Here is a 24,938-nt window from a genome sequence, read left to right on the forward strand (position 1 = left end):
CGAACATGTCAGAAATCAGCCGTGCCGTTCTTTTCGGCAAACTGGACACGCTGTTATTTACCTCTCTGGAAAGCGCTACCGCGTTCTGCAAGCTGCGCGGCAACCCTTACGTTGAGCTGGTGCACTGGCTGCATCAACTGATGCAACAGCAGGATGGCGATCTGCAGCAGGTGATCCGTCACTTTTCACTCGATGATCAACAGCTGACGCGGGATATTGTCGCCGCGCTGGATGCGCTACCGCGCGGGGCAAGCTCGGTCTCTGATCTCTCCGAGCATATCGATAGCGCCGTTGAGCGCGCCTGGGTGTATGGCTCGTTGAAATTCGGCGTCAGCCGTATTCGTGGTGGGCATCTGCTGATCGGCATACTGAAAACCTGGAATCTGGCGAACGTGCTGAAGAGCATCTCTGCCCAGTTTGGCCGTCTCAACGTTGAGGTGTTGATCGCGCAGTTCGACACCATCTGTGCGCAGAGTAAAGAGGCGCAACAGGCCGCTGCTGCGGTGGATACGCCAGCCGGTACGGTGCCTGCCGCCCAGGGGACGCTGGCCCAGTATGGGCAGGATCTGACGGCGCGGGCCCGGGAAGGCAAAATCGACCCGGTGGTTGGGCGTGATGAAGAGATCCGCCAGATGGTCGATATTTTAATGCGCCGCCGGCAGAACAATCCGCTACTGACCGGGGAAGCCGGGGTTGGTAAAACGGCGGTGGTCGAAGGGCTGGCCCTGCGTATCGCCGAAGGTGACGTGCCGGAGCCATTGCAAAACATCCAGCTGTGGCTGCTGGATATCGGCATGCTGCAGGCGGGAGCGGGGATGAAAGGCGAATTTGAAGCCCGTCTCCAGGCGTTGATCAATGAAGTGCAGTCCAGCGCGACGCCGATCATCCTGTTTATCGATGAGATCCACACCCTGATTGGCGCCGGTGGCCAGCAGGGAACCGGCGACGCCGCTAACCTGCTGAAACCTGCGCTGGCGCGTGGGCAACTGCGCACCATCGGTGCCACCACCTGGGCGGAATACAAAAAGTATATTGAGAAAGATCCGGCGCTGACCCGCCGCTTCCAGACGGTGCAGGTGCACGAGCCGGACGAGGCGAAAGCCGTCCTGATGCTGCGCAGTACCGTGTCGCCGCTGGAGACCCATCATCAGGTATTACTTCTTGATGAAGCGGTCAGCGCGGCGGTGAAGCTCTCACACCGCTATATTCCGGCGCGTCAGTTGCCGGATAAAGCGGTCGCCCTGCTCGATACCGCCTGCGCCCGCGTGGCGGTCAGCCAGAGCGCGCCGCCGCCTCAGCTTGAAGACTGTCTGCGACACCTTGCCGCACTGGAGGTGGAAATGGAGATTGCAGTGCGTGAAGCGCGCGTCGGCGCGGGCGAGCCTGAACGCGTCGCAGCGTTAAAAGCGGCGCGCGATGACTACGAAGCACAGCGCGATGTCCTGACCCGTCGCTGGCATGAAGAGCGTAGCCTGGTCAGCGAGATCGTGGGCCTGCGCGCTGCATTGTTTGCCGCCGGGGATGAGGAGACGACCGAACTGCGCAGCCAGCTTGCCCAGCAGCAGCAAGCGCTGAAAACGTTACAGGGCGATGCGCCGCTGCTGTTCGCCGCAGTGGATGAAAACGTGGTGGCGGCGGTGGTTTCTGACTGGACCGGCATCCCGCTTGGCCGGATGGTGAAAAATGAAATCGACGCGGTGCTGAACCTGGCCGACACGCTGAATCAGCGGGTGATTGGACAGCGGCACGGTCTTGACCTGATTGCCCGTCGCGTCAAAACCTCGCGGGCGAAGCTTGACGATCCGAACAAACCGGTCGGTGTGTTTATGCTCTGCGGCCCGTCCGGCGTGGGGAAAACGGAGACTGCGCTGGCACTGGCGGAGTCGTTGTACGGCGGTGAACAGAATGTCATCACCATCAACATGAGCGAATTCCAGGAGGCGCACACCGTCTCTACCTTAAAAGGTGCGCCTCCGGGTTATGTGGGTTATGGCGAAGGCGGCGTGTTAACCGAGGCCGTACGCCGTCGTCCTTATAGCGTGGTGTTGCTGGATGAAATTGAAAAAGCGCATCCGGACGTGCATGAGATTTTCTTCCAGGTCTTCGACAAGGGCTGGATGGAGGACGGCGAAGGGCGACACATCGATTTTCGCAACACCATAATTATTCTCACCTCCAACGTCGGCACCGATCTGATAGGCGCCATGTGCGCCGATCCCGAACTGATTCCAGAACCGGACGCGCTCGGCGCTGCGCTGCGCCAGCCGTTGCTGCAGGTGTTTCCGCCTGCGCTGCTGGGACGTCTGCTGGTGGTGCCGTATTACCCGCTCAGCGACGAGATGCTGGGGCAGATTGTTCGCCTGCAACTTCGACGCATCCAGCGTCGTCTCGAAGAGAATCACACTATCCTCTCGACGTTTGACGACAGCGTTGTGGAACAGATTGTTCAGCGCTGTACCGAGGTGGAGTCCGGCGGACGTATGGTGGACGCTATTTTGACCAACACCTTACTGCCCCAGATGAGCCAGATTTTACTTACCGCCAGCCGCAGCGACGCGCAGTACCGACGTCTGCATGTCACCTGTGAGCACGGCGAGTTTCACTGTCAGTTTGCCGCGTAATGCAATCATCAAGAGAACTGTTAAAGATGACGGATAATGATAACAATCGGACTGTCCCCAATGCGCTCCCTGTCGGGTACCGTTTCAATGAGTTTGAAATTAAAGAAGTAATTGGCGGTGGGGGATTCGGCATCGTTTATCGCGCCTGGGACCATCAGCTCGAACGCACTATTGCGATCAAAGAGTTTATGCCCGCCTCGCTGGCGTTGCGCGGCGATGATATGACGCTGGTGCTGCGCAGCGAGCGATTTAGCAAAGCGTTTTCAGCAGGCCTGAACAGCTTCATTCAGGAAGCCCGTTTGCTGGCGCGCTTTAATCATCCCAACTTGCTGCACGTGCTGCGTTTCTGGGTGCAGAACGACACCGCGTATATGGGCACGCTGTTCTACAGCGGCACCACGCTTTCGCGCTTGCGCGAAGAGAAGCCGGAGCAGATCAACGAAGCCTGGATCCGTCGCATGCTGCCGATGCTGTTTGGGGCGATCAAGACGATCCACGACGAGGGCTATCTTCACCGTGATATCTCGCTGGATAACATTCAGATCCAGGATAACGGCCTGCCGGTGCTGCTCGATTTTGGCTCGGCGCGCCGCACCATTGGTAATCTCTCCGACGAGACGGAAACCATGCTGCGCCCCGGCTTTGCGCCGATCGAGCAGTACACTGACGATAACGAAAGCGAGCAGGGACCGTGGACCGATATTTACGCTCTCGGCGCCGTCTTGCGCACCCTGATCGTTGGCTCACCGCCGCCGGTGAGCGTGGTGCGTTCGATTCAGGATACCTGTAAGCCGCTGATGGAACTGCAACCTCAGGGATACTCTGTGTCGCTGCTGCAGGCCATTGACCGCGCGCTGGCGCTACGCATGGAAGACAGACCGCAGTCGATCGACGAATTTGCGGCGCTTATTGAGATGCCGGTCGCGGGTATCGATGATGTGCTGAGCGCAAAAAAACCGGGCACCATGCTGGTGCCGGTCGAAGAGAAAAGCGTATCGACCGCTGCGTTTGACTGGCGACGTTACACGATCCCGGCGATTGGCGCCGCAGGCGTACTCGTGGGGATTGTGACGGGGGCGATGCTGTTCAGTGGCGGTCACGAGACGGAAAATCAGACCGCGGAAGTCCGTCCGGTTGAAACCGCGACAGCGACCGCCGTCAGCGAACCGGTCGCGGCTCAGCAAACCACCACCGCGCAGGTTCAGCCGCCTGCCGCTGCGGATTCCAGCCCGTCGCCAGTAGTAGAAGCCAGCCCTGTCGCGTTGATCTATATCCGTATGCTGGAGGGGGAAAACCTGCGGGTAAATGGCGAGCGTAAAGCGCTGCGTCCGGCAACGAACGGCTATGCCTCACTTAAGCTCCCGGCAGGACAATTCACGATTGAATTGCAGGGAAGCGGTAAAACGCGGGCCCAAATCCTCGACATCGCGAAACCTGGCACCTGGCTGGTGAACCCGTAAACGAAGCAAGGCAGGGACTGGTTACAGGACGGAGCGCATGTATAACATCAAATTTATCTACCTTTTTAACGAGAATGTATCGCCCGCGTTATTTGCGAAAATCATCCGCCCATCCGTCGCCGGACAGTGGATTATGTCGGTACCGGATAATTCGTTACGCTCGCTGTTCACGCGCTACGATCTCCTCCACTCAATAACTGGGGCGAATCCGTATCAGTCGGGGCGAAATACCCGCACGCTGATCGTGCAGGATTTAGACATGGGCAGGGTCGTTGCGATTGATGAAAGTCATCGTAACTGGTCGTCGGTGACGGAAGTTTTTTATATCAATGAAAAAGGCAGGCTTCAGCCTGCCTCGCTCACCGGACTGGGCTGGTATCCGGTGAGCACTATCGTCGACCGATACGAAACCATGGTGAGAACCTATGGTTTCCGTCCTGAGCCTACGGTGCTACCGACGCAGGTCGTGAAAGCCAAAACGGCGCAGGTGCCGGACCAACCGACGCCGGGCAAAGAGGGCAAAACCTATGCCGCACAGTTGCAGGAGATGACGAAGGCACAACGCTGGCAGGCGCGTAAGGATCTGATTGGTCAGGGCAGTAATAGCCTGTACCCGGATGCGCAAATCGCGGCTAAACGGCTGGCGGCCAATAATATCGCCGTGGAAAAAGCGAAGCTCGCGGGGAATGTTTACAAGACCGTTAATCCGCTGGAAGCGACGCCGAACGTGCCGGAAGGGTGGAAAGATATTAGTAATGACAGTGAGTTACTGAATAAATTTGGTCTTAAAAGCAAAATGCTTTACGACAATGAAACGTCACCGGATTTTCTGGCGCGTGTCTATCAGCCTGATCCTGACGTCTTTGGCAATGATATGAATCCTACGCTGGTGTTCAGGGGATCACGAGAACCCGGACTTGCGTCATTAAAAGACAACGTCTCTTCGCTATTGAGCAAAGGGGAATTGGCTCCGGTTAAAAACGGCGCTGACTGGGCAAACAATGGCGCGCAGGGCATGGGGATGGAGTCTGCCTATTATCGAAATGCAGTAGGCATGGGGAATATATTGGCGAGCTCGGGCCAAAACATCGATATCGCCGGACATTCGCTCGGCGGCGGGCTCGCGTCTGCAACGTCAATGGCCAGTGGTAAAGCGGGTTGGACATTCAACGCTGCGGGACTTAACAGTGACACGGTTGAACAATATGGCGGGAGTGTGCTGGGAAATACGGACAATATTCAGGCCTACCGTGTTGAAGGTGAACTGCTGACCAAAATTCAGGAAGTGAATCTTTGGGAAGATTTAAAAACGGTGAAGGGACATGTACCGGCATTAATTCTCAAAGAAGAAATCTCTGCCCTCAGTCCTAACGCGGCCGGGATTGCACACGATCTTCCGGGCGGGACTGGAAGCGCGCTGGACCGTCATGGGATCGATCAGGCGATTAACTGTATTGAGCAGCAGAAGGACGAGGACATTTCAATCATCAGGAGTCGCTTGTGAAAACGTTTTTAGTAGGCTGCTTCGCACTGTGTTTTACGTTCATGATTCAGGGGTGTAAACAAGATATGGATTTAAATCCGCAGGATTATTTTAGCGGCCAGCAACTCACATTAGCCAATGCGATTGAACACGGTGACGTCGATGACGTTGTTAAACTGGCTTCAGAAACTGATTTAAACAAACCCGGGAAAGAGGATATGACGCTCCTGTTCTGGGCCATCATGAATGCGATCTACGATAAGAAAACGCCCACGCAATTAAAGATGATGACCGTACTGGTTAAGGCAGGTGCCGATCCGCTCCAGCCGCGACCAGCGGGAAAAAGCAGTCCGGCGGAATACGTTTTAAAAGCCGACAGCGGTGACTGGATTAAGGCGTTGCTTGACGGCGGTTTATCGCCAGATGCGAAAGATAAAACGTATAAAGAGCCCATTATTTTTGAAACGATCAAGGCCAAAAATACCGAGACTCTGGCGGCGATGCTCGATATGGGAGCCAATATCAATATCACTGACTCGTTAGGTAATACGCTTCTCATTGAGGCGTTAAATTTTGGCAAATACGATCATGTGTTGTTATTGCTTGAACGCGGAGCCGATGCTGAGATTCGAGGCCACGGTGGCTTGACGATGGGAAGCCTGCTTCAACGCCTGCTGGATGGCGCAAAAGAAGGTAGCGAACAATATCAAACGCTGACCAAAATAAAAGAGACGCTGATCCAGCACGGAGGGACGTGGCCGCCTGCGCCTGTTAGATAACGTTCTGATGGAATATCAATTCGCCTGTATGGATAGCCCTTTTCATTCAGGTATACACAACCAGATTCTCCTTTAGTTTTCTGCTTTTCTACCGCCACACCTTTTTGTGCCGCATAAAACAATTACGGAATAACGATTATGCTTAACCGAATTACCGTCCAGCTCCCGGTTGAGGGGCTGCTGTTCTGGAAACTGTCTGGCCGTGAGGCGATGTCCGAATCGTTTGCGCTGACGCTGACGCTGCTCGGCGCGGACGCGCGCATTGACCGCAGTAAACTGCTGGGACAGCCAGTGACGGTGACACTCCCAACGCAGAGCCTGCTCTCGCCGCGCTACATCAACGGCAAGGTGACGCGGGTGGCGGTCAGCGCCGTGGAGCTGACGGGAACCCGCTACGCGGTCTACCAGCTGACGGTGGAGCCGGATCTGTGGCCGATGAAGCGTGACCGTAACCTGCGTATCTTCCAGGGGCAGACGGCACCGCAGATCGTTAAGACGCTGCTGGGGGAACATCAGGTCAATGTAGAAGACAAACTGACCGGCAGCTATCGGGTATGGGACTACTGTGTGCAGTATCAGGAGTCGAGTCTGGACTTTATCAGCCGCCTGATGGAGCTGGAGGGGATCGCCTTCCACTTCCGCCACGAGGCGGACAAACACACCCTGGTGCTCACCGACGCGGCGACGCAACATCTGCCGTTCAGTGGTTATGAGATTATTCCCTACCATCAGACGCCGTCGGGTGGCAGCACGGACGAAGAAGGCATCAGCCAGTGGGCGCTGGAGGACAGCGTGACGCCGGGGATTTACAGTCTTGACGACTACGACTTCCGCAAACCGAACGCGTGGCTGTTCCAGGCGCAGCAGAACCCGGCCTCGCCCCAGCCTGGCAGCATTGACGTGTACGACTGGCCAGGGCGGTTTGTGGATCATGGTCATGCCGAGTTCTACGCCCGCATCCGTCAGGAGCGCTGGCAGGTGGAACACCAGCAGATACAGGCCACGGCGACGGCCGCCGGTATCGCGCCGGGGCACACGTTTACCCTGAGCAACGCGCCGTTCTTCAGCGACAACGGTGAGTATCTGACCACGGCGGCGAGTTACCACTTCGAAGAAAACCGCTACGCGAGCGGCGAGGGGGAAACCATTCATCGCACCGACTTCACCGTTATCCCGTCGTCGGTGGCGTATCGTCCGGCGCAGACCACGGCGTGGCCGCGCACCTACGGCCCGCAGACGGCAAAAGTGGTGGGGCCGCAAGGGGAGAGTATCTGGACGGACAAATACGGCCGGGTGAAGGTGAAATTCCACTGGGACCGCCTCGCGAAAGGTGATGACACCAGTTCCTGCTGGGTACGCGTGTCGAGCGCCTGGGCGGGTCAGGGGTACGGCGGGGTGCAAATTCCGCGTGTGGGTGATGAAGTGGTGGTGGATTTCATCAACGGCGATCCGGACCGCCCGATTATCACCGGTCGCGTGTACAACGAAGCGAGTATGCCACCGTGGGCGCTACCGGCAGCGGCTACCCAGATGGGTTTCATGAGCCGGAGCAAGGACGGCGCGGCGGACAATGCCAACGCCCTGCGTTTTGAGGACAAAGCGGGTGAGGAACAGGTGTGGATCCAGGCCGAGCGTAATCTGGACATTAACGTTAAAAATGATGAATCCCATTCGACAGAAAAAAACCGTACCCAATATGTGGGGGAGAATGAAACCCTGCGGGTAGCCAAAGATCAGCAGGCGGGGATCAAAGGGGACGTCATTTGCCTGGCCGGAAAAAGCCGAAGCGATAAAGCCGTGAACAACTATACGCTTTCTGCGGGCAATACGTTGCGACTGGAGTGTGGTGAAAGCGCGATTGAATTATCGAAAGATGGCAGCGTTAATATTATCGGTAATAACTTCAATTTTACCGCGAAACAGCAGGCACAAATTAATACGCTTTCTGGCGAACTGCATTTAAACCCGAACGGTGGCAGCAATGCTATCGATCCACCAGGGGCTGCCCATCAGGCCGATCTCCAGCATGAAGTGGACAGTTTCTTTGTGTTTAATGCCAGTAAGTAAGAGTAACCCGGTAGCGTTAATCACAGCAAAGGGGATAGTTACGTAATGAAATGGATAGGTTTTACTCTATTTATAATAATCACACTGATTTATATCTGGGATGGGAAGGATCTGTTTACAAAAAAAGAGTGGCGTGGCTTTGGAATAAAATTCATCTCAGTGCTGATTGGCGCATTTGCCTTGGTGTTTATTCTGGTTGGCATTTCAAAGTTTATCCCTCTAATTACTAAAGAAACAGCGCGTGCGTTATCTGCAATTATACCAGTTTCATTCATGGCAATATTAGTATCAAAGTTTTTCGTCGTTATGCTAAGTGCCATCTTTGAAATTATTATGCGTTTTCATGAACGCTATAATACTGCTGCGAACTATTCAAAGTTATCATCATTGTTTAACAAGTATGGACCAAAATTGCGGTTGCTGGCAAAGTGTCTGGCATCGTTTGGCTGTATCCTTATGTTCTATGGTATTTGGTTTGGCAGTACGGTCCGAGTTGATGAGGTTTTATGAACACCAGGAGTCACTATGCTTTTCCCGTAGCTTATCAGCGTGGGAAAAAACGGGTGCTATCCAGAGTGGGTCTGTAGATACAGTAATCATCATGATGACCACTTCGAGGCAAATAAACGCTGCCTTGAAATTATCCTGGCGACGCTGAATATTGAAAAAAGCTAAGTCAGGGTAATATTGACCTCTTATGTATAAACAACCTGATATTACCCCGGATAAAGCCATGCTTCAGCCATAAGTTTCAGAACGCCGGTCTCGCATCGTTGTATAGACAAAGGCTATGATAAAGATCACCGTAAATAAAACGACGATGGTGGGGGCGGGGGCGCTGTCGATAAAAAATGACAGATAGACGCCCAGAAATGAGGTGATGACTGAAAGCACGGTGGCCAGCATCAGCGCCTGGGCGAAACGGCGGGTGAGTAAAATGGCTATCGCGCCTGGGGCAATCAGCAGAGATATCGACAAAATGATGCCCACGGATTTTAGCGTGGCGACAATGGTTAAGGCGATCATGCACAGCAGCCCGTAATGCAGCAACGTGGTGTTCAGACCGCTGGCTCTGGCCTGATTCGGATCAAACGCGTGCAGCAATAAATCTTTCCATTTCAGACCGATAACCAGCGCTATCCCCAGCGCAATCAGCGCGGTTTGCGCAATATCGGTCAGCGAAACGCCCAGCATATCGCCAAACAGAATGTGGTCCAGATGAACGTCTGACTGGATAGAAACATACAGCACCAGCCCCGCGCCAAACATGCCGGAAAAGACAATCCCCATGATGGTGTCGCGCTTAATACGGCTGTTGTCGTCGAGATAACCCGTCGCAACGGCGCAGAACAATCCGGCGATGAACGCGCCGATAGCCAGAGGAATACCGGCCATCCAGGCAAGGACGATCCCCGGAAAGACCGCATGACTCATCGCATCGCCCATCAGCGCCCAGCCTTTCAATACCAGGAATACCGAAAGCAGTGCGCAGGGCACGGCGACAATGGCGGAGACGGCCAGCGCATTGAGCATAAAGTCGAACTGGAAGGGTTCCAGCAGCGTGGTTAGGAACATGAGGACTCCTTGTTCATTCGCGCGCGGCGACGGTTTGCCAGCAGGCCATGTTTCGGCGCGAAGACAAACGCGGTCAGGAACAGCAGGGTTTGCAGGACGACGATAATCCCGCCCGTTGCGCCATCCAGCCAATAGCTGAGCCAGGCGCCAAAAAAGCTGGTCAGACTGCCGATAGCCACGGCGATGACGAGCAGGCGAGGGAAGCGGTCGGTCAACAGCCAGGCGGTTGCGCCGGGGGTCACCACCAGGCAGATAACCAGAAACGCGCCGACCGTTTGCAGCGCCGCGACGGTGGAGACGGAGAGCAGCGTGAAGAACAATAACTTTAAGCGACCCGGATTGAGCCCAATGGAACGGGCATGATTTTCATCGAAAAAAGTTACCATCAGATCTTTCCATTTCAATAGAAGGATCGTCAGAGAAACGGCACCTATAATGGCCAGTTGCACAATATCTTCCGGCGCGATGGCCAACACGTTGCCCAGAATAATGGTCTGAATGTTGACGGACATCGGATTGAGCGAAACCATAAACAGTCCGATGCCAAAGAACGACGAGAAGATCAGACCAATAATGGCGTCTTCTTTCAGACGCGATCGCTGGTTGAGAAACAGCATGCAGCCTGCGGCGAGTCCCCCGGAGAGAAACGCGCCGAGCGAGAAGGGCAATCCCAACATATACGCCCCCGCCACGCCGGGGACGATAGAGTGCGATAGCGCGTCGCCAATCAGCGACCAGCCTTTGAGCATTAAATAGCAGGAGAGAAAAGCGCACAGCCCGCCGACCATCGCTGACACCCACATGGCATTGAGCATGTACTGGTAACCAAAGGGTTCCACAAGCCAGTTCATGATTAATCTCCCTCGTTGGCGGTTCGCCGCGAGATAAATGGGCGCTCATCATCGGTAATGATGTGCTCTTCGCTACCACTCAGCGCCACATGGCGCAATACGCCGCTGAACGCCAGTTCGAGATTTTCTGCCGTGAAGGTGGTTTCAGTGGGGCCGCTCGCCAGCACCGTCCCTTTGATCATCACCGTGTAATCACAAAACTCCGTCACCGACCCCAGGTTATGGGTGGACACCAGCATGGTGCGGCCTTCATCGCGCAGTTCACGTAACAGCGTGATGATTCGCGCTTCGGTTTTTACATCCACGCCGGTAAAAGGCTCGTCCAGCAGGATCACCTGACCATCCTGGGCAATCGCTCGGGCAAGAAAAACCCGCTTTTTTTGCCCGCCGGAGAGTTCGCCTATCTGGCGATAGCGGTACTCCAGCATGTCCACGCGCGCCAGCGCGGCGTCAACGCTCGCGTGGTCGTGTGCCTTAGGACGACGTAGCCATCCCATGTGGCCGTAACGCCCCATCATCACGACATCTTCCACCAGCACCGGAAACGACCAGTCCACCTCTTCTGACTGGGGGACATAGGCGATCAGATTCTGCTTCAGCGCTTTGTTCACCGGCTGTTGCAAGATCGATATCTCTCCAGCCGCCAGACGGACAAACCCCATCAGCGCCTTAAACAGCGTGGATTTACCCGAGCCGTTGACGCCCACCAGGGCGGCAATCGAGCCGCCGGGGATCTGAAACGTGGTGTTCCGTAGCGCGGTGTGACCGTTGCGATAGGTCACCGTGACACTGTCGGCGGTAATGGCAGCGTGGCTCATTTCTGACTCCTCAGACCGTCATTGATACCGCTGACGATGGTTTCAGTGGTGACGCGCAGTAAATCCAGATAGGTCGGTACCGGGCCATCGGCAGTACTCAGGGAATCGACATACAGTACGCCGCCGTAGTGCGCGCCAGACTCACGGGCGACCTGACGAGCGGGTTTATCAGAGACGGTACTTTCGCTGAAGACGGTGGGGATCTGATGTTGTCTGATCGCATCGATCACTTTGCGTACCTGTTTCGGCGTGCCCTGTTGATCGGCATTGATCGGCCACAGATACAGCTCCCTGAGATTGTTATCCCGCGCCAGGTAGGAGAATGCGCCTTCACTGGTGACCAACCAGCGTTTATCGGTGGGGAGCGTGGCCAGTTCGTCGCGCAGCGGATCCAGCGTCTGGCGAATCTTCACCTTATAGCGCTCGGCATTTTTTTGATAAACCGCCGCGTTTTGCGGATCGTACTTCGCCAGCGCATCGCGAATATTATCGACATAAATGAGCGCGTTTTCTGCCGACATCCAGGCGTGCGGGTTGGGTTTGCCATTGTACGGACCTTCGCTAATGCCCATCGGTTTCACGCCCGCAGAGACCGTGACTTCCGGTACGCCGGAAAGATGCTGATAAAATCGGGCGAACCACAGCTCCAGATTCATACCATTGGAGAGAATAAGCTGCGCGCCTTGCGCCCGTTTGATGTCGCCGGGGGTGGGCTGATATTCGTGAATCTCGGCCCCCGGTTTGGTTATCGAACTGACTTCCGCCGCGTCACCCGCCACATTTTTTGCCATATCAGCAATGACCGTAAAGGTGGTGATTACCTTGAATTTCTCTGTGGCCCAGGCGGGCGTCAGTGTTAGCGATGCCAGGACACCAGCAAGGAAAAAGGACGTCAAACGAGGCAGGTTCGGCATAGTATCCCTCATGGAAAAGTGGTTAATTATTCTTCAAATATAGCCTTTGCTATGTTATATAGCACACAGCATAGTTAAATGAAAATAATTCTTATTTGCGTAGCTGGCTAAGCATGTGTCACCTTCGGGTGATAGTCTGCAGGGGGAATAAGTTGTAAAATAAATGCACTTTAATGTGGTGGAGGCACTATGTCCGGCAAGCGAATCGCGCGTGAAAAACTGACGATCAAAAAAATGATCGCGTTATACGAGAGCCAGTGTCCACAGGCCCTGGATGAACCAGGGCATTACGCCGCGCTGTTTGCCTATGCGGAAAAGCGGCTGGACAAGTGTGTGTTTGGCGAGGAGAAACCGGCCTGTAAACAGTGTCCGGTGCACTGTTACCAGCCAGCAAAGCGTGAAGAGATGAAACAGATTATGCGCTGGGCGGGGCCGAGAATGCTCTGGCGTCACCCGATGTTGACCGTACGTCATCTGATCGACGACAAACGTCCCGTCCCGGAATTACCGGAAAAATATCAACGTAAAACGTGAGTGTGAAATGCCTGATGGCGCTGCGCTTATCAGGCCTACGGACAAACCCCACCTGTAGGCCGGATAAGGTGCTTGCACCGCCATCCGGCAACGCTTCGTTTACACCAACGCATCCTTATCAATACCCAGCCGCTTCATCCGTGAAAGCAGCGTGGTTCGCTTAAGCCCCAGACGCTGGGCTGCGCCTTTCGGTCCTGCCACGACGCCATTCGTCTCTTTCAGCACACGCAGAATCAACTGAAATTCATCTTCGCCATCCTGTGCAACTTCGGTGGCGACCGGCGGCGTGGCCTGCGTGAATATGCCGACATCCGGAAGCGAGAGTTGTAACACATTGCCCCGGGTCAGCAGCACGGCGCGCTCCACCACGTTTTCCAGTTCGCGAACGTTACCAGGCCACTCCATATTGCTCAGGGTACGTAGCGTTTCTGCGGGGATGCTGTCGATGTTACGTCCCATCCGACGGGCGATTTTAAAGGTGAAGGCTTTCACCAGCAGCGGAATATCTTCCGGGCGTTCGCGCAGCGGTGGGAGCTGGATCGGAAAGACATTCAGGCGGTAATAGAGATCGTTGCGGAACTCGCGATCGGCCACCATCTTTTTCAGATCGCGGTTGGTGGCGGCGATCAGTCGCACATCGGTCTGGATCAGCTTATTGCTGCCCAGGCGTTCGAACTCCTGCTCCTGGAGAACACGCAGCAGTTTAGGCTGCAGCTCCAGCGGCATGTCGCCCACTTCATCGAGAAACAGCGAACTTTTATCCGCCAGCTCAAACCGCCCGATACGCTGGGCGCTGGCCCCTGTGAACGCGCCACGCTCATGACCAAACAGATCGCTTTCCAGTAGTCCGGCAGGCATCGCGGCACAGTTCATTTTCACCATGCGACGCGTGTTACGTCCGCTCAGGTTGTGAATCGCGCGGGCGATCAGTTCCTTACCGGTGCCGGTTTCTCCCAGAATCAGCACCGTACTGTCGCTTTGCGCCACCATCTCGACCTGCTTGAGGACGTTGTACATCGCCTCGCTGCGTCCAATGATCTCGCCAAAATCACTGTCGACATTATTCAGCTGTTCGGTGAGCGCCAGGTTTTCGTCCACCAGGCGCTCCTTGAGACGGTGGATTTCCTGATAGGCGAGGGCGTTATCGACGGCAATCGCCACGCGTTCGGCGATTTGACGTAGCAATTTCAGGTTGGTGGTGGTGAAGATTTTCTCTTCGCATTGCGCCAGTTTCAGCACGCCGAGCATAGTGTTGCCGGACATCAGCGGCAGCAGGCACAGCGTTTGCAGTTGATTACCCCAGGTGTCGAACAGCATACGTTCGTAAGGGGCAAGCGCATCCCTTTCGTTCAGGTTAATCAGCAACATCTCTTTGCTTCTGAACACCCGTTCAGTGAGGGTGCCAGCTTCATCCACTTCACTTTGCTGGTGAGCGGGATGCGTTTTATCCAGATAATGGGTAGACCAGATATTCAGTTTATTTTTGTGATGGCTGCGCAGAACAATACTGATCGCGTCAATGTTGAAGTAGTAGTGGATCTCTTTCGCCACTTCGCTGACCAGCTCGTCGATGTCGAGACGCGAGAGCACCGCATTGGTGATCGCCACCAGAATACGGAAGTTATCGCGTTCGCGGCACAGCAAATCGTAATCGACGTTGTTCGAAACCCGACACTGAATTTGCTCGGCAACCACCGAGACAATCTGGGTAAAGGTCTGCAGGCGCTGGTACTCTTTTTCGCTCCACGGGCGGTCTTCTTTGCGGATAAATTCGCAGCCGCCAAAAATACGCCCGTCTGCCGCCAGCGGTAGCAGGCAATAGTGGCCAAATTCACCGTATAACCCGGAGGAGGCCAACTGCGGCCAGGTTTCAGTAAACTCATGGAAGTTACAGTGCAATGCGTCGGGACGAGACAGAATACGGCGAACCGGGCCGTGCGCCAGCACCGTTTCGTCTTCATATTCGATCGGCTTACTGTTTTCTTCGCGCGTCGCGTAATAGCGTGCGCGCTGTGTTTGTGCCTGCCATAACACAATAGCCGCGCTGTCGGCTAATGCCGAGCGCCTGACCAGTTGGGAAAGCGCTTCACTGAGCGAAGCCAGATCGGGCTGCTGCAATAATGTACGAGTAATATCGAACAATCCCTGCTGTCCAAGATCGCTCATCGGTGTATACGACATGTTGCTTTTCCAGGAAAGTACCGCTTCGTGGTGCAAAAAGGTACATGAATTATAGGTATTCTTTTTAAACTTCTGCCGGATGGCGGTTACGCCTTATCCGTAGGCCCGGTAAGCGTAGCGCCACCGGGCAATATCATCAGCAAATACGTGGCAGAGGTTCAGAGTGCGGCAAATCAAGGGTACGTTTGACGCCATACAAACCCGCGAGACGAACGCCTTTACGCTCGACCACTTCGCCAATCAACGCGGCATCACGTCCCAGAGGATGTGAACGGAGCGCTTCCAGTACCTGTTCAGCCGCCTGACGTTCAACGGCAATCACCAGCTTACCTTCATTGGCAAAGTTAAGGGCATCCAGTCCCAGTAGTTCGCACACGCCACGCACCGCCGGTTTTACCGGGAGGGCGCTTTCAGACAGCTCAATACCGCAACCGCTGGCGGCGGCGAATTCATGAGTGACCGCGTTGACACCGCCACGGGTGGCATCGCGCAGCGCCTTCACGCCGGTAATATTGCGTAACGTCTGAATCAGCGGGGTGAGTACGGCGCAGTCGCTCACCAGCTCGCCATCCAGCCCCAGCTGTTCGCGCAGATTGAGAATGGTCGCGCCATGATCGCCAAGCGTTCCGCTTACCAGCAGAACGTCGCCTGGGGTCAGGGTTTGCGCGCCCCAGTGAATATCGGCCGGAATGGCCCCCATACCGGCGGTGTTGATGAACAGCTTGTCTGCCGCGCCGCGCTGAACGACTTTGGTGTCGCCGGTCACAATGGCGATACCCGCTTCGCGAGCCGTTGCCGCCATACTGTTCACCACGGTTTTCAGCGTCTCCATCGGCAACCCTTCTTCAAGGATAAAGCCGCAAGACAGGTAACGCGGGATCGCGCCGCTGACCGCAACGTCGTTCGCGGTGCCGCAAATGGCCAGTTTGCCAATGTTGCCGCCGGGGAAAAATAACGGGTCAATAACGTAGCTGTCGGTCGAGAAGGCAAGACGATCGCCTTCTGCCATTAATTGCGCCAGATCCAGACGCGCCTGATCTTCTTGTTCCGCCAGCCACGGGTTGGCAAAAGCTTCCATAAACAGACTGTTGATCAGCTGCTGCATGGCTTGTCCGCCACTTCCGTGGGCGAGTTGTACGCTATTCATGCTTCACACTCCTGCTGACGATACTGATACCAGGCGGCACATGCGCCTTCGGAAGAGACCATCAGTGCGCCAAAGGCGGTTTGTGGGTTACAGGTGTTACCAAACAACGAGCATTGATTCGGCTTGCATTTTCCGGTCAACACTTCTCCGCAACGTGCGCGCGGATCGTCGTATACCTGCTGCGGCGCCGGTTGGAAATGCGCTTCAGCATCAAACCGTTGGTAGTCTGGCATCAGATGAACGCCGGAGGATTCAATCACGCCAAGACCGCGCCATTCGCTGTCACCAGTCACGCAGAACACCTCGGCAATCGCCTGTTGCGCCAGGGCATTACCAGCATCCGGCACCACACGGCGATACTGGTTTTCGACCAGACTATGGGCCGCGATTTTCTGCTCAACCAGCATGGCGACGCCTTGCAACAGATCAAGCGGTTCGAATCCTGCGACCACCAGCGGACGATGAAACTCACTGGCGATAAAGTTATAGGCGTCGGTACCGATCACCATGCTGACGTGGCCCGGCGCGAGGAAAGCGTCGATGCCGCTGTCCGGCTGTTCCAGCAGGCAGCGCAGCGTGGGGATAAGCGTGATGTGCTGGCAGAAAAAGTAAAAGTTCTGCACGTCTCGCGCTTTTGCCTGTTGCAGCGTAATGGCGGTGGTCGGCATGGTGGTTTCAAAACCCAGCCCGAAGAACACGACTTTACGCGTCGGGTTTTCCTGCGCCAGTTTGAGCGCATCCATCGGGGAGTAAACAATGCGGACATCGGCGCCGCGCGCTTTGGCCTGCAGGAGAGAACCCTGCTTGCCCGGTACGCGCATCGCATCGCCAAAGGTGCAGAAAATCACTTCCGGGTGGCTGGCGATTTCGACACAGCTATCAATTCTGCCCATCGGCAGTACACAGACCGGGCAGCCAGGACCGTGAATAAACTCCACGTTCTCGGGCAATAACTGGTCGAGGCCGAATTTGAAGATAGCGTGGGTGTGGCCGCCGCAGATTTCCATGATACGCAGCGGGCGTTCGGCAGTGTATGGGAGATGGACCGCGCGCTCACGCAGATGGTCAATTAACTGCATCACCTGCTCCGGTGCGCGATATTCGTCAACAAAACGCATTATTTTTCCTCACCAAACAGCAAAGCGCCGACGTCCGGCTCAACTTCAAACATGTTTTGTAGCGCATCGAGGGTATCGCGCGCTTCGGCTTCATTAATGACACTCATGGCAAAACCGACGTGGACCAGCACCCACTGGCCTAAACGCGGCTGACCGTGTTCATCGCAGCTGCCGACCAGCGTCAGGTCGACGTCGCGCTGAATGCCGCAAACGTCGACTTTCGCCTGGTTACCGTCAATGGTACGGATTTGACCCGGAACGCCTATGCACATCGCTGTGCCTCCAGCCAGTTCAGCCACTGATCCATCCCTTCGCCGCTGGTGGCGGAAATCAGAATAATTTCAATCTCCGGGTTCACTTCACGTGCGCTGGCGATGCACTTCTCAACATCGAAGTTGAGGTAGGGCAGCAGGTCGATTTTGTTGAGCAGCATCAGCGAGGCGGCAGCAAACATGTGAGGGTATTTCAGCGGTTTATCTTCACCTTCGGTGACGGAAAGCACCGCTACTTTATGACGTTCGCCGAGATCAAAACTGGCCGGGCACACCAGGTTGCCGACGTTTTCAATAAACATAATGCCGTTATCTTCTAAAGGCAGACGCGGCGCGGCATCGGCAATCATCTGCGCGTCCAGGTGGCAGCCTTTACCGGTGTTCACCTGGATGGCCGGCGTGCCGGTGGCGCGAATACGGGCTGCGTCGTTGACGGTCTGCTGGTCGCCTTCAATCACCGCACACGGTACGCTTTCTTTCAGCTTCATCAGCGTTTCGGTGAGCAGCGTGGTTTTGCCGGAGCCAGGGCTTGAGACAAGGTTAAGCACCAGATGCTGGCGGGCAGCGAAGCGAGCGCGGTTACGTTCGGCCAGGCGGTTGTTTTTGTCCAGCACGTCGATTTCAACTTCCAGCATACGGCGCTGGCTCATGCCTGGCGCGTGGGTTCCGGCTTCGCCGTGCCCATAATGCAGGTCGCCTTCTTCCGTCTGGCTTGGGGTAAAGTTGGATGTCTTCACGCCGGTAATATTGAGCGCCGGGCGAGCCGCCGGGGCAAATGGCGCACCACGAAACGCCGAATGAGGGTTATGTTCATCACCCTCGATATAAAGGTTGCCTTCAGCGCAACCGCATGTTGTACACATCGCTCACTCCTGGTCGATTTCTATTCTTCTAATCTGTAAGCCGTCATCGGCCACGATTCTCAGTGTGTCGCTGTTGCATTGCGGACAACGGCGGACGCGCTGTGTCAGCAACGTGACGTATTGCTGACAAGACTCGCACCAACATTCGGCTTCTTGTTCTTCGAGGTGCAGTTTACAACCTTCCGCCAGGGTGCCGCGGCATACCAGATCAAAACAAAAGGCGAGAGCGCTGGTTTCGACACAAGAAAATGCGCCAATTTTGAGCCAGACCCCAGTTACCTTTTGCGCACCGTGTTGTGCGGCCTGTTGTTCGATCAATTCCAGTGCCCGTTGGCAGAGGGTTATTTCGTGCATATCGCCTCCCATCATCTATTGCTGCGGTAAAAGCAATAAACATGCCAGTTATTGTTTTTGGCACGCTGACACTGACGACGATGACGAAATGACATGTCGTCACCGCGTTATTTGCTTATATCTTAATGAAAAATAAGATATTTAAAGTTGGCATGGAACGTGCTTAAGGCAGGCTATCTCACGTAAACGGGTAACCTGACATGACAATTTGGGAAATAAGCGAAAAAGCCGATTACATCGCTGAACGGCACCGTCGCCTACAGGACCAGTGGCGTATCTACTGCAATTCGCTGGTTCAGGGGATCACCCTGTCGAAAGCGCGCCTGCATCACGCAATGAGCTGCGCGCCGGACAAAGATCTTTGCTTCGTTCTTTTTGAACACTTCACGATCTACGTCACGCTGGCTGACGGTTTCAACAGCCACACCATTGAGTACTACGTTGAAACGAAAGATAGCGAAGAAAAACAACTCATTGCGCAAGCGCAGCTGACCATCGACGGCAAAGTTGACGAGCATGTCAGCAACCGCGATCGCGAGCAGGTGCTGGAGCACTATCTCGAGAAAATCGCCAGCGTTTACGACAGCCTGTATGCCGCAGTGGAAACCAACACTCCGGTAAATATGCACCAACTGGTAAAGGGACAAATCCCGGCGGCGTAAGCCAGAGGTTTTGCCCGTTTTGTTCGCGATGCGGTCTGAAGCCGCGTCACGACTGTTTTGGGGATGGGCGTGTCGACGAGTGTCGAAAATGACACTTGATGGACATGTTTTCGTCAAAAATGACTATCACCTGAGGAATGCCTGGTGAATCGTTTTGTAATTGCTGACTCCACGCTCTGTATTGGCTGCCACACTTGTGAGGCCGCCTGTTCAGAGACGCATCGCCAGCATGGCCTGCAGTCAATGCCGCGCCTGAAAGTGATGCTTAATGAAAAAGAATCCGCGCCACAACTTTGCCATCACTGCGAAGATGCGCCGTGCGCGACCGTGTGTCCTGTCAACGCCATCAACCGCGTAGATGGCGCTGTACAGCTGAATGAAAGCCTGTGCGTAAGCTGCAAACTGTGTGGGATTGCCTGCCCGTTCGGCGCGATAGAGTTTTCCGGCAGCCGTCCGCTGCATATTCCGGCTAACGCCAATACCCCGAAAGCGCCGCCAGCGCCTCCCGCTCCGGCTCGCGTCAGCACGCTGCTGGACTGGGTGCCGGGTGTCCGCGCCATCGCCGTGAAATGCGATCTGTGCAGTTTTGATGAACAAGGTCCGGCCTGTGTGCGGATGTGCCCAACCAAAGCCCTGCATCTGGTAGAAAACACCGATATCGCCCGCGCCAGCAAACGTAAGCGTGAGCTGACGTTCAATACCGATTTTGGCGATCTCACCTTGTTTCAGCAGGCTCAGAGTGGGGATGCAAAATGAGCGTAATTTCACTGATTAATAGCGGCGTGGCCTGGTTTGCCGCCACGGCGGTTCTGGCGTTTCTGTTCTCCTTTCACAAAGCGTTGAGCGGCTGGATTGCGGGCGTGGGCGGGGCCATTGGCAGCCTGTTCACCGCGGCGGCGGGTGCCCTTGCGTTGACTCACGCATTGGCGGTCAGCGGTGTGATGCCGTTTATCGGACATACCCTGCAAGTGACGCCGTTAAATGCTATCTGGTTGATTACGCTCGGTCTGTGCGGGCTGTTTGTCAGCCTGTACAACATTGACTGGCATCGTCATCCGCAGGTGAAAGCCAACGGTTTGCTGGTGAATTTATTAATGGCGGCAGCGGTCTGCGCCGTGGTCGCCAGCAACCTCGGCACGATGGTGGTGATGGCAGAAATTATGGCGCTGTGCGCCGTGTTCCTGACCGGTGGCAGTAAAGAGGGCAAGCTGTGGTTTGCGCTTGGCCGTATTGGCACACTGCTGCTGGCGGTTGCCTGCTATCTGGTGTGGCAGCGCTACGGCACCCTGGAGCTACGTCTGCTCGACCTGCGCACGCAGGCATTGCCGCTCGGCTCCGACATCTGGCTGCTCGGCGTGGCCGGTTTTGGTCTGCTGGCCGGAATTATCCCGCTGCACGGCTGGGTACCGCAGGCGCATGCCAACGCCAGCGCACCTGCTGCGGCGTTGTTCTCCACCGTTGTTATGAAGGTCGGTTTGTTAGGGATTCTGTCTCTGTCGCTGATTGGCGGTAACGCGCCGCTGTGGTGGGGTATTGCACTGCTGGTGTTGGGCATGATCACCGCGTTTGTCGGTGGTCTGTATGCGCTGATGGAACATAACATTCAGCGTCTGTTGGCCTACCACACCCTCGAGAACATCGGCATTATTTTGCTCGGTCTTGGGGCTGGCGTGACCGGTATTGCGCTGCAACAACCGACGCTGATTGCCCTCGGTCTGACGGGCGGTCTTTACCATCTGGTTAACCACAGTCTGTTCAAGAGCACGCTGTTTCTCGGTGCTGGCAGTATCTGGTTTCGCACCGGTCATCGCGATATCGAAAAACTGGGCGGCATCGGCAAACGCATGCCGGTGATTTCTATCGCCATGCTGGTCGGGCTGATGGCGATGGCCGCGCTGCCGCCGCTGAACGGCTTTGCCGGTGAGTGGGTTATCTACCAGTCTTTCTTCAAACTGGGTAACAGTGGCTCATTTATTGGTCGTTTGTTAGGGCCGTTGCTGGCGGTAGGGCTGGCCATTACCGGTGCGCTGGCGGTGATGTGTATGGCGAAAGTCTACGGTGTCACCTTCCTCGGCGCGCCGCGGACCAAAGAGGCGGAGAACGCCTGTTGCGCGCCATTCCTGATGGCGGTGAGCGTGGTGGCGTTGGCGATTTGCTGCGTGTTGGGCGGTGTTGCCGCGCCGTGGCTGCTGCCGCTTCTCGCCTCCGCCGTGCCTCTGCCGCTGGAAACCGCGAACACCACGGTTTCTCAGCCGATGATTACCCTGCTGTTGATTGCCTGTCCGCTGCTACCTTTCATCATCATGGCGATTTTCAAAGGCAACCGCCTGCCGTCGCGTTCACGCGGTACGGCATGGGTGTGTGGTTACGATCACGAGCAGTCAATGGTGATCACCGCACACGGTTTTGCCATGCCGGTGAAAGAGGCCTTTGCTCCGATACTCAAACTGCGTAAATGGCTTAATCCGGTGTCACTGGTTCCGGGCTGGCAGAACGCGGCCGCGCCGGTGCTGTTCCGTCGTCTGGCGCTGATTGAGCTGGCGGTGCTGGTGGTGATTGTGGTTTCACGAGGAGCCTGAGAATGAGTGTTTTATATCCGTTAATTCAGGCGCTGGTGTTATTTGCCGCTGCGCCGTTACTGTCTGGTATTACCCGCGTGGCGCGTGCCCGTTTGCACAACCGTCGCGGACCGGGCGTTTTGCAGGAATATCGCGACATTATCAAACTGCTGGGTCGCCAGAGTATTGCGCCAGCGGATTCCAGCTGGGTTTTTCGCCTGACGCCATTTGTGATGGTGGGCGTGATGCTGACCATCGCTACCGCGCTGCCGGTGGTGACCGTTGGTTCTCCGCTGCCGCAACTGGGCGATTTGATCACCCTGATTTACCTCTTCGCGATCGCCCGTTTCTTCTTTTCTATCGCCGGTCTGGATACCGGTAGCCCGTTCACCGCGATTGGCGCCAGCCGTGAAGCGATGCTCGGCGTACTGGTAGAGCCGATTCTGCTGCTGGGCCTGTGGGTCGCGGCGCAGGTGGCCGGTTCCACGCATATCAGCAATATCGCCGACACGATTTACCACTGGCCTGTGGCCCGCAGTATTCCGCTGATTCTGGCGCTGTGCGCCTGCGCCTTCGCCACGTTTATCGAGATGGGCAAACTGCCGTTTGACCTCGCGGAAGCGGAGCAGGAGTTGCAGGAAGGTCCGCTGACCGAGTACAGCGGCAGCGGTTTTGCGGTGCTCAAGTGGGGCATCAGCCTGAAACAACTGGTGGTGCTGCAAATGTTTGTCGGCGTATTCCTGCCGTGGGGACAGATGGAAACCTTTACTGCGGGCGGATTGCTGCTGGCGCTGGTGATTGCCGTCGTCAAGCTGGTTGCTGGCGTACTGGTGATCGCGCTGTTCGAAAACAGCATGGCGCGTCTGCGTTTTTGCGCCACTTCACGCGTGACCTGGGCCGGTTTTGGGTTTGCGTTTTTAGCCTTCGTCTCCTTGCTGGCGGCGTGATTAAGAGAGTTTGAGCATGTCTGAAGAAAAAGTAGGTCAACAATACCTTGCGGCGCTGCACCAGGCATTTCCGGGCGTCGTACTGGACGAAGCCTGGCAGACCAAAGATCAGCTGACGATTACGGTGAAGGTGAACTACCTGCCGGAAGTGGTCGAGTTCCTGTATTACAAGCAGGGCGGATGGTTGTCCGTGCTGTTCGGTAACGACGAACGCCAGCTGTGTGGCCGTTATGCCGTGTACTACGTACTGTCGATGGAGCAGGGCGTTAAATGCTGGGTCACCGTCCGTGTTGAAGTGGATGCCAATACGCTGGAGTTCCCGTCTGTTACCCCACGTGTTCCGGCGGCGGTCTGGGGCGAGCGTGAAGTCCGCGACATGTACGGTCTTATCCCGGTAGGTTTGCCGGACGAGCGTCGTCTGGTATTGCCGGATGACTGGCCGGATGAACTCTATCCGCTGCGTAAAGACAGCATGGATTACCGTCAGCGTCCGGCGCCGACTACCGACGCTGAGACTTACCAGTTCATCAACGAACTGGGCGACAAGAAAAACAATGTGGTGCCGATTGGCCCGCTGCATGTGACCTCCGACGAGCCGGGTCACTTCCGTCTGTTCGTTGACGGCGAGAACATTATCGACGCCGACTACCGTCTGTTCTATGTCCACCGCGGCATGGAGAAACTGGCGGAAACCCGTATGGGGTATAACGAAGTCACTTTCCTGTCGGATCGCGTCTGCGGCATCTGCGGCTTCGCTCACAGCACCGCGTATACCACGTCCGTTGAAAACGCGATGGGCATCGTGGTGCCGGAGCGCGCGCAGATGATCCGCGCCATTCTGCTGGAAGTAGAGCGTCTGCACTCGCACCTGCTGAACCTCGGCCTGGCGTGCCACTTTACCGGTTTTGACTCCGGCTTTATGCAGTTCTTCCGCGTGCGTGAAACCTCCATGAAAATGGCGGAGATCCTCACCGGGGCGCGTAAAACTTACGGTCTGAACCTGATCGGCGGGATTCGCCGCGATCTGCTGAAAGAGGACATGATCCAGACTCGCCAGCTGGCGCAGCAGATGCGCCGCGACGTGCAGGAGCTGGTGGATATGCTGCTCAGTACGCCGAACATGGAGCAGCGTACCGTCGGTATTGGTCGTCTGGACCCGGAAATCGCCCGTGACTTCAGTAACGTTGGTCCGATGGTTCGCGCCAGCGGTCATGCCCGCGACACCCGCGCCGATCACCCGTTTGTGGGTTACGGTCTGCTGCCGATGGAAGTTCACAGCGAGCAGGGTTGTGACGTGATCTCCCGTCTGAAAGTGCGCATCAACGAAGTCTATACCGCACTGAATATGATCGACTTTGGCCTCGACAATCTGCCGGGCGGCGCGCTGGCGGTGGAAGGCTTTACCTATATTCCTCATCGCTTTGCGCTGGGCTTCTCGGAAGCGCCGCGTGGGGATGATATCCACTGGAGCATGACCGGCGACAACCAGAAGCTGTACCGCTGGCGCTGCCGTGCGGCGACCTACGCCAACTGGCCGACGCTGCGCTACATGCTGCGTGGCAACACCGTTTCCGATGCGCCGCTGATTATCGGTAGTCTCGATCCTTGCTACTCCTGTACTGACCGTATGACCGTCGTCGACGTGCGTAAGAAGAAGAGCAAAGTCGTGCCGTACAAAGAACTTGAGCGCTACAGCATTGAGCGTAAAAACTCGCCGCTGAAATAAGGAATCGC

General features: G+C 55.9%; 22 protein-coding genes. 12 read left to right on the forward strand and 10 right to left on the reverse strand.

The annotated features are described in order from the left end of the window. The first annotated feature begins 5 nt into the window (after positions 1 to 5). From tssH to P2W74_RS04935, 6 genes are all read left to right on the forward strand, one after another. The gene (gene tssH / locus P2W74_RS04910) at positions 6 to 2,621 is read left to right on the forward strand and encodes a type VI secretion system ATPase TssH (protein WP_276294139.1); all 2,616 of its coding nucleotides are present in this window, start codon (positions 6 to 8) and stop codon (positions 2,619 to 2,621) included. A gap of 26 nt (positions 2,622 to 2,647) precedes the next feature. Next, positions 2,648 to 4,081: a serine/threonine protein kinase gene (locus P2W74_RS04915; RefSeq protein WP_276294140.1), complete on the forward strand. Its 1,434-nt coding sequence runs from the start codon at positions 2,648 to 2,650 to the stop codon at positions 4,079 to 4,081. 37 nt (positions 4,082 to 4,118) lie between these two features. Then, positions 4,119 to 5,585: a phospholipase gene (locus tag P2W74_RS04920; RefSeq protein ID WP_276294141.1), complete on the forward strand. Its 1,467-nt coding sequence runs from the start codon at positions 4,119 to 4,121 to the stop codon at positions 5,583 to 5,585. Positions 5,586 to 5,626: 41 nt separating this feature from the next. Further along, on the forward strand, positions 5,627 to 6,343 hold the full coding sequence (locus tag P2W74_RS04925) for an ankyrin repeat domain-containing protein (protein WP_276295127.1): 717 nt from the start codon (positions 5,627 to 5,629) through the stop codon (positions 6,341 to 6,343). A gap of 138 nt (positions 6,344 to 6,481) precedes the next feature. Further along, a complete protein-coding gene (locus P2W74_RS04930) occupies positions 6,482 to 8,410 on the forward strand; it encodes a type VI secretion system Vgr family protein (RefSeq protein WP_276294142.1) in 1,929 nt (642 codons plus the stop codon). Between the two features lie 45 nt (positions 8,411 to 8,455). Continuing rightward, the gene (locus tag P2W74_RS04935) at positions 8,456 to 8,920 is read left to right on the forward strand and encodes a hypothetical protein (RefSeq protein ID WP_276294143.1); all 465 of its coding nucleotides are present in this window, start codon (positions 8,456 to 8,458) and stop codon (positions 8,918 to 8,920) included. 228 nt (positions 8,921 to 9,148) lie between these two features. Here P2W74_RS04935 and sitD read toward each other — a convergent pair whose 3' ends face one another. The 4 genes from sitD to P2W74_RS04955 are packed head-to-tail and all read right to left on the reverse strand — an operon-like array spanning position 9,149 to position 12,568. Next, positions 9,149 to 9,985, reverse strand: a complete 837-nt coding sequence (gene sitD, locus P2W74_RS04940) for an iron/manganese ABC transporter permease subunit SitD (protein ID WP_276294144.1) — start codon at positions 9,983 to 9,985, stop codon at positions 9,149 to 9,151. Then, positions 9,976 to 10,836, reverse strand: coding sequence for an iron/manganese ABC transporter permease subunit SitC (gene sitC, locus P2W74_RS04945; protein ID WP_203360232.1), 861 nt, complete (start codon positions 10,834 to 10,836; stop codon positions 9,976 to 9,978). The genes sitD and sitC overlap by 10 nt, the downstream gene beginning before the upstream one ends. A 2-nt stretch (positions 10,837 to 10,838) precedes the next feature. Then, complete coding sequence (gene sitB, locus P2W74_RS04950; protein WP_276294145.1) at positions 10,839 to 11,654, reverse strand: iron/manganese ABC transporter ATP-binding protein SitB; 816 nt, start codon at positions 11,652 to 11,654, stop codon at positions 10,839 to 10,841. Then, on the reverse strand, positions 11,651 to 12,568 hold the full coding sequence (locus P2W74_RS04955) for a metal ABC transporter substrate-binding protein (protein WP_276294146.1): 918 nt from the start codon (positions 12,566 to 12,568) through the stop codon (positions 11,651 to 11,653). Before P2W74_RS04955 ends, sitB begins: the two co-directional genes overlap by 4 nt. 189 nt (positions 12,569 to 12,757) lie before the next feature. On the opposite strand from P2W74_RS04955, the gene P2W74_RS04960 reads away from it, so the two are divergent. Continuing rightward, positions 12,758 to 13,102 carry a nitrous oxide-stimulated promoter family protein gene (locus P2W74_RS04960; RefSeq protein ID WP_276294147.1) on the forward strand — a complete coding sequence of 115 codons (345 nt, stop codon included), beginning with the start codon at positions 12,758 to 12,760 and terminating at the stop codon, positions 13,100 to 13,102. A gap of 99 nt (positions 13,103 to 13,201) precedes the next feature. On the opposite strand, the gene flhA is transcribed toward P2W74_RS04960, so the two are convergent. The 6 genes from flhA to hypA form a co-directional block, all read right to left on the reverse strand. After that, complete coding sequence (flhA, locus tag P2W74_RS04965) at positions 13,202 to 15,283, reverse strand: formate hydrogenlyase transcriptional activator FlhA (RefSeq protein WP_276294148.1); 2,082 nt, start codon at positions 15,281 to 15,283, stop codon at positions 13,202 to 13,204. A 136-nt stretch (positions 15,284 to 15,419) separates the two neighbouring features. Further along, complete coding sequence (hypE, locus tag P2W74_RS04970; protein ID WP_276294149.1) at positions 15,420 to 16,430, reverse strand: hydrogenase maturation carbamoyl dehydratase HypE; 1,011 nt, start codon at positions 16,428 to 16,430, stop codon at positions 15,420 to 15,422. Next, complete coding sequence (hypD, locus tag P2W74_RS04975; RefSeq protein ID WP_203360238.1) at positions 16,427 to 17,548, reverse strand: hydrogenase formation protein HypD; 1,122 nt, start codon at positions 17,546 to 17,548, stop codon at positions 16,427 to 16,429. Before hypD ends, hypE begins: the two co-directional genes overlap by 4 nt. Beyond that, positions 17,548 to 17,820: a hydrogenase 3 maturation protein HypC gene (gene hypC, locus P2W74_RS04980; RefSeq protein WP_276294150.1), complete on the reverse strand. Its 273-nt coding sequence runs from the start codon at positions 17,818 to 17,820 to the stop codon at positions 17,548 to 17,550. Before hypC ends, hypD begins: the two co-directional genes overlap by 1 nt. Next, the gene (hypB, locus tag P2W74_RS04985) at positions 17,811 to 18,683 is read right to left on the reverse strand and encodes a hydrogenase nickel incorporation protein HypB (RefSeq protein ID WP_276294151.1); all 873 of its coding nucleotides are present in this window, start codon (positions 18,681 to 18,683) and stop codon (positions 17,811 to 17,813) included. The genes hypC and hypB overlap by 10 nt, the downstream gene beginning before the upstream one ends. Positions 18,684 to 18,686: 3 nt before the next feature. Further along, the gene (gene hypA / locus P2W74_RS04990) at positions 18,687 to 19,037 is read right to left on the reverse strand and encodes a hydrogenase maturation nickel metallochaperone HypA (protein ID WP_162381912.1); all 351 of its coding nucleotides are present in this window, start codon (positions 19,035 to 19,037) and stop codon (positions 18,687 to 18,689) included. Positions 19,038 to 19,237: 200 nt separating this feature from the next. Between hypA and hycA the strand changes: the two genes are divergently transcribed. From hycA to hycE, 5 genes are all read left to right on the forward strand, one after another. Further along, positions 19,238 to 19,699 (forward strand): formate hydrogenlyase regulator HycA, encoded by a 462-nt coding sequence (gene hycA, locus P2W74_RS04995; protein ID WP_203360240.1) that lies wholly within the window; start codon positions 19,238 to 19,240, stop codon positions 19,697 to 19,699. A 144-nt stretch (positions 19,700 to 19,843) separates the two neighbouring features. Continuing rightward, a complete protein-coding gene (hycB, locus tag P2W74_RS05000; protein ID WP_192613224.1) occupies positions 19,844 to 20,455 on the forward strand; it encodes a formate hydrogenlyase subunit HycB in 612 nt (203 codons plus the stop codon). Continuing rightward, complete coding sequence (gene hycC, locus P2W74_RS05005) at positions 20,452 to 22,278, forward strand: formate hydrogenlyase subunit 3 (protein WP_276294152.1); 1,827 nt, start codon at positions 20,452 to 20,454, stop codon at positions 22,276 to 22,278. The genes hycB and hycC overlap by 4 nt, the downstream gene beginning before the upstream one ends. A gap of 2 nt (positions 22,279 to 22,280) precedes the next feature. Further along, on the forward strand, positions 22,281 to 23,204 hold the full coding sequence (locus tag P2W74_RS05010) for a respiratory chain complex I subunit 1 family protein (protein WP_192613222.1): 924 nt from the start codon (positions 22,281 to 22,283) through the stop codon (positions 23,202 to 23,204). A 16-nt stretch (positions 23,205 to 23,220) separates the two neighbouring features. Beyond that, positions 23,221 to 24,930, forward strand: a complete 1,710-nt coding sequence (hycE, locus tag P2W74_RS05015; protein WP_203360243.1) for a formate hydrogenlyase subunit HycE — start codon at positions 23,221 to 23,223, stop codon at positions 24,928 to 24,930. The last annotated feature ends 8 nt before the right edge of the window (positions 24,931 to 24,938 follow it).

This window comes from Citrobacter enshiensis (assembly GCF_029338175.1).
Taxonomy (GTDB): domain Bacteria; phylum Pseudomonadota; class Gammaproteobacteria; order Enterobacterales; family Enterobacteriaceae; genus Citrobacter_D; species Citrobacter_D enshiensis.

What these genes read in the sequence shown, in the direction of transcription:
- P2W74_RS04920 (WP_276294141.1), top strand. Translation starts at nt 4,119, where the DNA reads ATGTATAACATCAAATTTATCTACCTTTTTAACGAGAATGTATCGCCC.
- hypA (WP_162381912.1), bottom strand. Translation starts at nt 19,037, where the DNA reads ATGCACGAAATAACCCTCTGCCAACGGGCACTGGAATTGATCGAACAA.
- hycC (WP_276294152.1), top strand. Translation starts at nt 20,452, where the DNA reads ATGAGCGTAATTTCACTGATTAATAGCGGCGTGGCCTGGTTTGCCGCC.
- P2W74_RS04925 (WP_276295127.1), top strand. Translation starts at nt 5,627, where the DNA reads ATGATTCAGGGGTGTAAACAAGATATGGATTTAAATCCGCAGGATTAT.
- P2W74_RS04935 (WP_276294143.1), top strand. Translation starts at nt 8,456, where the DNA reads ATGAAATGGATAGGTTTTACTCTATTTATAATAATCACACTGATTTAT.
- hypE (WP_276294149.1), bottom strand. Translation starts at nt 16,430, where the DNA reads ATGAATAGCGTACAACTCGCCCACGGAAGTGGCGGACAAGCCATGCAG.
- flhA (WP_276294148.1), bottom strand. Translation starts at nt 15,283, where the DNA reads ATGTCGTATACACCGATGAGCGATCTTGGACAGCAGGGATTGTTCGAT.
- tssH (WP_276294139.1), top strand. Translation starts at nt 6, where the DNA reads ATGTCAGAAATCAGCCGTGCCGTTCTTTTCGGCAAACTGGACACGCTG.
- sitC (WP_203360232.1), bottom strand. Translation starts at nt 10,836, where the DNA reads ATGAACTGGCTTGTGGAACCCTTTGGTTACCAGTACATGCTCAATGCC.
- hypB (WP_276294151.1), bottom strand. Translation starts at nt 18,683, where the DNA reads ATGTGTACAACATGCGGTTGCGCTGAAGGCAACCTTTATATCGAGGGT.
- hypC (WP_276294150.1), bottom strand. Translation starts at nt 17,820, where the DNA reads ATGTGCATAGGCGTTCCGGGTCAAATCCGTACCATTGACGGTAACCAG.
- P2W74_RS04915 (WP_276294140.1), top strand. Translation starts at nt 2,648, where the DNA reads ATGACGGATAATGATAACAATCGGACTGTCCCCAATGCGCTCCCTGTC.
- sitD (WP_276294144.1), bottom strand. Translation starts at nt 9,985, where the DNA reads ATGTTCCTAACCACGCTGCTGGAACCCTTCCAGTTCGACTTTATGCTC.
- hycE (WP_203360243.1), top strand. Translation starts at nt 23,221, where the DNA reads ATGTCTGAAGAAAAAGTAGGTCAACAATACCTTGCGGCGCTGCACCAG.
- sitB (WP_276294145.1), bottom strand. Translation starts at nt 11,654, where the DNA reads ATGAGCCACGCTGCCATTACCGCCGACAGTGTCACGGTGACCTATCGC.
- P2W74_RS05010 (WP_192613222.1), top strand. Translation starts at nt 22,281, where the DNA reads ATGAGTGTTTTATATCCGTTAATTCAGGCGCTGGTGTTATTTGCCGCT.
- P2W74_RS04930 (WP_276294142.1), top strand. Translation starts at nt 6,482, where the DNA reads ATGCTTAACCGAATTACCGTCCAGCTCCCGGTTGAGGGGCTGCTGTTC.
- hypD (WP_203360238.1), bottom strand. Translation starts at nt 17,548, where the DNA reads ATGCGTTTTGTTGACGAATATCGCGCACCGGAGCAGGTGATGCAGTTA.
- hycA (WP_203360240.1), top strand. Translation starts at nt 19,238, where the DNA reads ATGACAATTTGGGAAATAAGCGAAAAAGCCGATTACATCGCTGAACGG.
- P2W74_RS04960 (WP_276294147.1), top strand. Translation starts at nt 12,758, where the DNA reads ATGTCCGGCAAGCGAATCGCGCGTGAAAAACTGACGATCAAAAAAATG.
- P2W74_RS04955 (WP_276294146.1), bottom strand. Translation starts at nt 12,568, where the DNA reads ATGCCGAACCTGCCTCGTTTGACGTCCTTTTTCCTTGCTGGTGTCCTG.